The 8426-nt window shown below is 46.0% G+C and carries 7 protein-coding genes; 5 read left to right on the top strand and 2 right to left on the bottom strand.

What is annotated here, in order from left to right:
* Positions 1 to 221: 221 nt before the first annotated feature.
* On the bottom strand, positions 222 to 1826 hold the full coding sequence (gene lysS / locus ACFW2W_RS17350) for a lysine--tRNA ligase (RefSeq protein WP_378180702.1): 1605 nt from the start codon (positions 1824 to 1826) through the stop codon (positions 222 to 224).
* A gap of 344 nt (positions 1827 to 2170) precedes the next feature.
* Between lysS and ACFW2W_RS17345 the strand changes: the two genes are divergently transcribed.
* The 4 genes from ACFW2W_RS17345 to ACFW2W_RS17330 all read left to right on the top strand — a co-directional run bounded on the left by ACFW2W_RS17345 (position 2171) and on the right by ACFW2W_RS17330 (position 3964).
* Entirely contained in the window at positions 2171 to 2560 is a 390-nt protein-coding gene (locus tag ACFW2W_RS17345) for a phage integrase N-terminal SAM-like domain-containing protein (protein WP_378180699.1), read from the top strand.
* 6 nt (positions 2561 to 2566) lie between these two features.
* Positions 2567 to 2743, top strand: a complete 177-nt coding sequence (locus ACFW2W_RS17340; protein WP_378180696.1) for a tyrosine-type recombinase/integrase — start codon at positions 2567 to 2569, stop codon at positions 2741 to 2743.
* 156 nt (positions 2744 to 2899) lie between these two features.
* Positions 2900 to 3157, top strand: coding sequence for a zinc ribbon domain-containing protein (locus ACFW2W_RS17335; protein ID WP_378180714.1), 258 nt, complete (start codon positions 2900 to 2902; stop codon positions 3155 to 3157).
* 198 nt (positions 3158 to 3355) lie between these two features.
* Complete coding sequence (locus ACFW2W_RS17330) at positions 3356 to 3964, top strand: DUF924 family protein (RefSeq protein ID WP_378180693.1); 609 nt, start codon at positions 3356 to 3358, stop codon at positions 3962 to 3964.
* A 151-nt stretch (positions 3965 to 4115) separates the two neighbouring features.
* Here ACFW2W_RS17330 and ACFW2W_RS17325 read toward each other — a convergent pair whose 3' ends face one another.
* Positions 4116 to 6746, bottom strand: coding sequence for a glycogen/starch/alpha-glucan phosphorylase (locus tag ACFW2W_RS17325; protein ID WP_378180690.1), 2631 nt, complete (start codon positions 6744 to 6746; stop codon positions 4116 to 4118).
* Between the two features lie 631 nt (positions 6747 to 7377).
* On the opposite strand from ACFW2W_RS17325, the gene ACFW2W_RS17320 reads away from it, so the two are divergent.
* A complete protein-coding gene (locus ACFW2W_RS17320; RefSeq protein WP_378180687.1) occupies positions 7378 to 7917 on the top strand; it encodes a pentapeptide repeat-containing protein in 540 nt (179 codons plus the stop codon).
* Positions 7918 to 8426: the final 509 nt, after the last annotated feature.

Genomic DNA, 8426 nt, shown 5'->3' with positions numbered 1-8426 from the left:
TGTGGGATGGGCATCTCTAGCTAAATGTTTGAAAACTTGTAATTCTACATCCATTGCCCTACCTACTGTGTAGAGTTTTATTTTTCAATTTCTTTATTCATTATATTCGGAAAGTGACAGAAGAGGGATATATAGCAAATAATTGAATCCAGTAAGCAACCTGTTCTTGCACTTTTAGTTCAAGAACAGGTACAGAGTTTTCTCAACTAAACTCATACCTATTAAGAAACGAGAGCAGTTTGAGATGTATTCGCTTGCACGATATCTTGAAGACGAGAAATCACGAAACTACGCTCTAGATACGACAGCAAGGCTCCCGCTTTGGGTCCACGTTCTTTGCCCAAGAAAGACAAATAAACAGCCTTGAATGCAACGGGTTGCTGCATCTCTAGTTCTTTCGCCGTTGAAAATAATGTTGTTTGCAATTCCTCAGCTTCCCAAGCTTTAACATTAGCCAAGCTCTGAATTAGCCGTTTGAGATAGGCGATCTGTTCTTGCGTCAAGTCTCTTGCCTTTTCAGGAATCTTGTCAAGATAAAGAACTAGCTTTTCTTCTTCGTCAGCGTAGTCTGCCAGCCACTTCTGAGCAACCGAAATCCTTTGATCTGCAATCTGCAGGTCATACTCACTTAAAGGTTGAGTACTGCGTCTTTCAATCTCCTCATGAATATCACGATGTGGCACTTGTAGTAAGGAAATCAGCGTGCTCAAATCGACTGGATGGTAGGGCTTAATCACGCCGTCAAGTTGAGCATAAAATAATGGCATCAAATCTTCAGGCAGAGCGGATTCTTGTTGAACATCTGGCGATAAAGCCTGATACTTCTCGATTAGAGCATCATAGTCCCTAAACAATCGAGTTGTTGTTTCATAGTTAGGAGCGAAGTTGATAACTGTCTTGGGTTGAGTTCGCAGCATCAAAAAGCGAAGTAGTTCAGGAGGAAGCAACTCAGCAATTTCTTTAGCACTTGAACCAACTCCTTTCGATGAACTCATCTTCGTCCCATTCACCAAGATGAATTCATAAGGTGAATGGAAAGGTGGCTGCTTCCGTAACACTTTTCGACAGATGGCGTTGGCAACATCTCTAGATCCTCCCTTCTGAGAGTGATCCTTACCGGCAAGCTCAATCGTTATTCCCAACAGATCCCATTTAGCAACCCATTCCACTTTCCAGGGCAATTTGCCATTGCCATTAAAAGGGGAAATCCAGCCTGAATGACCACAACCCTGCACCCAATCTGTTGCATCAGGCTTACAAGTGTAGAAAACTTCCGAGCCGTTGTAATCTGACACGATAGTTGTGGCAATCTTGCCGCAATTTTCGCAGGTAATTTGAAAGGGATACCAGTCATCAGGTCGATGCGCTTTGCTGACTTCTAAATAAGCCTCTCTAACAAGGTGAGCATTCTTGAGGAAGGTATCGATATAAGAATTCAATTGACCTGAACGGTACAGATCACGCAGGTAGTAAACCTCTGGTCTAACCCCCAAATACTCGAAAACTTCCAGAAACTCACCCATGAAATATTTTGCGTAATCGCTAGCACTATCTTCCGGCGAGGGAACATTGCAGAGGGGGAAGCCTAGAAAAGGGGCAAACTTCTCTTGATCGAGATAATGCGGAACAGTATCAAGCGCATCATAATCATCGACCCCATAGAGGAACTTTGGTGGCTTGCCAGCATGTTTTAAGGCTCGCTGAATCACATCATGGATCACAACTCCCCTCAACGAACCAACATGAACCCTACCGGAAGGGGTCTTTGAGTCGTTGACAATTTGATTTTCTTGTGCATCCTCAGCAATTTTGTCAGCCCAAAACATGAATTAACCTATGTGTCTACAGTCTTTACATTCTACGGGAATATCCAGCACTTAATATACTGAGTTATTTAAAGCACATAAGAAGAAATCGTCAACCTCTGGCTCAAACTCAGAGGTTTTTCTCTTTATGCTATCTAACTTGTTATTAGACGGAATTTTTCCGCAGATCCACCCCAAAACAGGGAGATCGGCAGACAGCTTCCGCATATCACCCCAAATTAGCTAGATCGGCAGAATAGTTCAGTATAATACGCCGATCGGGGTAGCTGAACAGAAAATTTCCGCATATCTTTAGATATGTACGGACTTCTTCTTAAGTATCATTAAATACATAATTTATTCTTGTGGCTCGTCTGCTCATGGAACCGCGTCCCAAAAAGCTGTTAGACCAACTGCGAGATGCTATTCGGCTCAAGCACTATGCTTATCGGACTGAGGAAACCTACGTGCAGTGGGTCAGGCGGTATATTCTGTTCCATGACAAGCGGCATCCCACAGAAATGGGGCGGGTCGAGATTGAGACCTTTCTGACGCATCTGGCGGTGCAAGAGCAAGTTGCTGCTTCCACTCAAAATCAGGCACTCAATGCCATTCTCTTTCTGTACCGAGAGGTCTTAAGCCTAGAAGTATCTGAGGTGAACGCAATTCGGGCAAAACGCTCTCAGTACCTTCCCACTGTCCTGACCAAAACAGAGGCGCAGGCGGTCATTCAACAGATCTGTGGCGTTCAGTAGTTGGTGGTGAAGTTACTTTATGGCAGTGGACTGCGATTGTGCGAAGGGTTACGCTTGCGTGTCAAGGACGTCGATTTTGCCCAACATCAAATCCTGGTGCGAGACGGTAAGGGCAGTAAAAGTCGCGTCACCAAAAACGAGCAGAAGCCCCTGGATGCGCGACATGGGGAGGTAAGCGATTAGCGGTTAAAACCGCCTGTAAATATTTTCTTTCATTGCAGTGATATGCTAAAAGGATGAAAAGCATTCTGACTATTAGCTGCAAACTTCAACCAACATCTGAGCAGGCGGACATGATTCAGGCAACCCTTCAGGCGGAGAGCAGATGCTTGCAACTACATCAATCAGAACGTTGACGCAAAACTGACAAACAAGGAACGTAGACTGTCTAACTCTTGGGCATTCTTCGCTCTCAGGATTTTGATTAGCTACAAAGCTCTTGCCGCTGGTATTGAAGTTGTGCTGGTTCCTCCTGCTTATACGTCTAAATCATGCCATTCCTGCGGTGTAATTGGTAGCCGCAATGGTAAATCTTTCAAATGTGTTAATCAGGCGTGCAATTGGGATGGTGACGCTGAGCGTGAACGGCGCAATTAATATTTCAGGACTTACGCAACAGCACCACATCTGCCACCGCAACCACAGGGGGATTGCCCCTACAAAAGGCTATATGTATAAACTTTGCGTAAGTCCTGTTCTAGTCTTGGGGGAGCGCTTGTAAGCCTTCCCGAACGCTCGGTACTGGCTTGTTGTTTAGTGCAAGTTATGGGCTAGGGCTTTCATCCCCCGCATTCTATGCGTGGGGTCAGCTTACAAATCAATGAAATTTTGGATTTTTGGTTTGGCAAGCCCGATGAGGCGGGTTATGGAAAACCCCGTCAAGTCTGGTTTACCAAAAAACCGCAGTTTGATGAGGAGATCCGAACCCGCTTCTTACAAGACTACGAACTAGCCGCAGCGGATCGGTTAAATCGCTGGAAGGAATCACCCCAAAGCTGTCTGGCACTAATACTGCTATTAGATCAATTTCCCAGGAATTTGTTTCGCGGGACTGCAATAGCCTTCGCTACCGATAGCCTTGCTCTGTCTGCGGCACAGTACGCAGTTGCCAATGGCTTCGATCGAGAACTGCTGCCAATTCAGCGATGCTTCAATTACTTACCGTTTGAACATAGTGAAAATCTCGAACATCAGCGTCAATCAGTGGAGTTATTTCAGCAACTGAGCGACGATCCTGACAGTATTGCGTACATTTCCTACGCAGTTCGACACTTCGAGGTAATTGAACGGTTTGGGCGATTTCCTCATCGTAATCAGATTCTCGATCGAGAGACAACGCCCCAAGAGGCAGAGTCAGGACTTACGCAACATCACCATTATTTAGGGGCAACCACGAGGGATTGAACCGACAAGAACACTATATGTATAAGCTTTGCGTAAGTCCTGAGAGTTTCTTCAGCAGCCTGGATCGTCATTTTAATGAGCAATATGCAACTGAATCAGCTGTCGCGCTGTCGCCTACTTGGGACGTACCCGCTTACTTACAAGTGGTTAATTAAAGCACAGGGCGCTTGGGTTGCCCCTTCACCTTCAAACCCGCTGTATGCGGTTGATACTCTTTCAAATCTATCTTGACTGGCTTGACGTTCCAAATTTCTTGGCAATACTCTCGAATGGTGCGGTCTGAGGAAAATTTACCCGTGCGAGCAACGTTGAGAATTGACATTCGAGTCCAGTTGTGTGCGTCTCGATAAGCTTGGCTGACTTCTTCCTGGCAGTCAATATACGCCTGGTAGTCGGCAAAGAGCATATACTCATCCCTGTCAAGCAGCGATTCTACAATTGGTTTGAAAAGGGCGGGATTGTCGGGGGAGAAGTAGCCGGAAGCGATCGCGTCGATGATTTCTCGCAGTTCGGCGTTGTTATGGTAATAGTCTCGCGGGTTGTATCCTCTGGCTTTCAACTCATAAACTTCGTGAGTTGTCAAGCCAAATAAGAAAAAGTTTTCAGGTCCGACTTCTTGGCGGATCTCGATGTTGGCACCGTCCAGCGTCCCGATGGTAAGCGCCCCATTCATCGCAAACTTCATATTGCCGGTGCCGGAAGCTTCTTTGCCAGCTGTGGAAATTTGCTCGGAAAGATCGGCGGCTGGATAAACTCGCTGACCGAGAGAGACAGAGAAATTTGCCAAGAAAACAACCTTAATGCGATCGCGCACATCCGGGTCATCATTGACGACTTTCGCCACCGAATTAATCAACTGAATGACCAGTTTGGCAATGTAGTAGCCGGGAGCCGACTTGCCTGCAAAAATAAAAGTCCGGGGCAAAATATCAACATTGGGATCTTTTTTGATCCGGTTGTACAGCGTAATAATGTACAGCACGTTCAACAGCTGACGCTTGTACTCGTGAATCCGTTTCACCTGAATATCAAACAGGGAATCTGGATTTACTTCAATGTCGTTGTAGAGCAGAATGTACTCTGCCAAGTCTTGCTTATTTTTGCGTTTAATCGACGAGAAGCTAGAGCAAAACTCAGCATCATCAACAAACGCTTCTAGCTGCTTGAGTTGATCGAGTTGCGTTACCCAATCCTTGCCAATCTTCTGTGTAATCAGCTCAGACAGATGGGGATTGCTCAGCAACAACCACCGACGCGGTGTCACCCCGTTCGTTTTGTTATTAAACTTTTCGGGCCACAATTCGTAGAAATCTCGCAAGACATCCGCTTTGAGCAAATCTGTATGTAGTGCTGCCACCCCATTGATGGAATGGCTCCCTACGCAAGCTAAATGCGCCATGCGGACGTACTTCTGGGCACCTTCCTCAATAATTGACAATCTCCCCACCCGCGCCTCATCGCCCGGATACTTGGCACGCACCTCATCGAGAAAGTGGCGGTTAATTTCATAGATAATCTCTAAGTGCCGAGGCAACAGACGCTCAAACAAGCTCACAGGCCAACGTTCTAGAGCCTCAGAGAGCAGTGTATGGTTCGTGTAGGCGAAGACGCGCCGGGTGATGTACCAAGCTCGGTTCCAACCCAAATCGTACTCATCCACCAGCAACCGCATCAGTTCGGCAACCCCAATCGATGGGTGCGTGTCGTTTAGCTGGATAGCGACCTTCTCGTGGAAGCGATCAAAAGTCTGGTGGATGCGCCGATGCGTATTGATAATGTCTTGAAGGGAACAACTGACGAAGAAATACTGCTGTTCTAGGCGCAGTTGCCGACCCTGAGAGGTGTTGTCGTTGGGATAGAGAACTTTTGAGATATTCTCAGAAAATATCTTGTTGGTAACGGCACCGGCATAGTCACCGCTGTCGAAAATCTGGAAGTCAAACTCTTCAGAAGCACCCGCACGCCAGAGGCGCAACGTATTTACTGTATTGTTGTTGTACCCAGATACGGGCGTATCGTAGGGCGTCCCCAAGATTTTTCGCTGGGGAATCCAACGCACCCGATAGCGACCTTGCCCATCGCTGTAAGCTTCTGTATATCCGCCGAAGTTCACTTCAACTGTTAATTCTGAGCGGCGAATTTCCCAAGGGTTGCCAAATCGGAGCCATTTGTCGGGGTGTTCGACTTGAGCGCCATCCTGAATCCATTGCTCAAAGATTCCGAATTCGTAGCGAATGCCGTAGCCAACTGCCGGAATTTCTAAGGTGGCGAGGGAGTCGAGAAAACAAGCCGCCAGACGCCCTAAACCCCCATTGCCGAGTCCGGGTTCTGCTTCGAGTATTTTGAGGTCATTGATGTCGAGTCCGGACTCGTGGATAGCTTGGCGTGCCCGTTCGTACAAACCTAAATTGAGTAGGTTATTGTCCAACTGACGACCCATCAAGAACTCTGCCGATAGGTAAAATACGGCTTTGACATCTTTGTCGATGTAGGTTCTGACCGTGTTAATCCATCGGTGCAGCAAGCGATCGCGCACGGTATAAGCGATCGCCATGTAGTAATCGTGGGGCGTCGCCCAATACTCATCCTTTGCCAGCAAATAATACAGGTTATCTGCAAACGCCCGTTTCAGGGTCGCTACCGTCATCCCAGTCCGATCGTCTTCCACCTGGACTTCAACGGGTTCAATGGGTTCAATGGGTGTCTTCAGGTGGTCGGCGTGCCCGTCATACTGCGGCTCAAAACGCCCTCCCTGCGAGGGCTGATGACTACTTTCTGTCATGTATAAATCTCCGTTTAACAGCGGTCTGTTGCTACTCCCAATCCTGTCATAACCGACTTTAGGCTGACACGCCGGGGAGTATTGGCTAGAGCGTCTTCACAAAACCAGTGCCTAAGCGAATTGTGTAAATCTTTGATTTAAACCCAAAATTATTATATTTTGGCTAATGATTTTTATAGTTTTTTATTAAGCAAAGTCGTGGAAATAAACATAACTCTTTATAGCGGCTAATCGTTCATTATCTCAGGGTTACAGCAGTGCCATGCCCTAAAAATCCACATAATATTGATAATTTTTGTTACGCATATTTGGTAAATAAATGCATAGTAAGCCGTTATTTTTATTAAAAAGTAACAACTTTTTAAGGTTGGCTGCCCGATTTACAAATCTTTGGCTCAGCATCAGACATATCTTCACGATTTATTCCCTAAATTAGAGGTAGAAGTAAGATTAAACATTTATTAAAAAATACTTGGAGAGAAAATAGCATGAGCTTGCTGTCTTGCTTTGCGTGGTTGAAAAACGGCTTTCTGGGAGTCCCGCAAAAAGCAACTAGGGAACTTATTGCAGGACATTAACATTCACTGGGTAATGAACAAGATTGTTAACTGTCACCTAGGAAGTAGTGAATATGAATGCTGAGACACTCAGAAGCAAGTATGCAGCAGGGCAAAGGGACTTTAGGCAAGCGAATCTATACCGAGAAAAACTCACCTTTGCTTGTCTGGATGGAGCGAAGTTCAGTCGAGCCAATCTAAGCATGATCAACCTCAGGGGTGCAAATCTGCGTGGCGTAGACCTACAACAAGCAGACCTGAGAAGGGCGAAATTGAAGGATGCAGATTTAACGGGGGCAAACCTGGAGGGAGCGAATTTAGCGGGAGCAAATCTCAGCGGTGCCAATCTTACAGGAGCCAATTTGAAGCAGGTAAACTTAAACCGAGCCGTATTAGGTGGAGCGAACCTGAGTCAAACCAATTTAAGGCACGCAAATCTCTGCGAAGCCATTCTATTTGGCGCAATTTTAACAGGAGCGATTCTGCTCAAAGCAAATTTGGCTGGGGCAGTTTTGCTGAAGACAAACCTGACCAATGCGGCTGTAATTGACACCGATTTGAGTGAAGCACGCTTAGAAGAAGTAACGATGCCTGATGGTACAGTCCAGAAGTAATCGCCACGACACTACTCAGGGCAACACATTTTCTACATTCTGAAATACCGTTTGTGAGGATCGGCGATTAAATAACCTACATACTTTCACCTTGTGAGTTGGGTTTAGCCAAAGCGAAATCTAACGCTAAATCCAGCCGTATTGGTGGTTTTTGTGACCTCAAACGCCACTTGTTGACACTAGCGTTAGGAAATAAAGAGGATGAGGCTGTGTTTCGTGCTTTAACCTAACCGATGGAGAATAGGCGATCGCTCCTAGGCTATTAACTCTCTCTTTCTATCGAGCGCTTTCTCTATCCCTAGGTGGATTAGGCAAATCGTAACTCTTCACTACGATGCCAGTAAATTGAACCGTAGAAAGCATCAGAAATTCAATCAAGGTAGGAAAACAGAATGAGAATTTTCGGTTTTGAACAGCTATAACTCAACAAAAACCGAGATGATAGCAATTTTTCGGCATGAGCAGCCATAAAACCAATTGATTATCCACAGGACTTACGCAACTTGCGC

This window comes from Coleofasciculus sp. H7-2, from assembly GCF_042747725.1.
In the GTDB taxonomy this organism is placed as follows: Bacteria; Cyanobacteriota; Cyanobacteriia; order Cyanobacteriales; family FACHB-T130; genus FACHB-T130.
The sequence above is the reverse complement of the archived record's forward strand: the minus strand, read 5'-3'. Positions and strand labels throughout refer to the sequence as shown.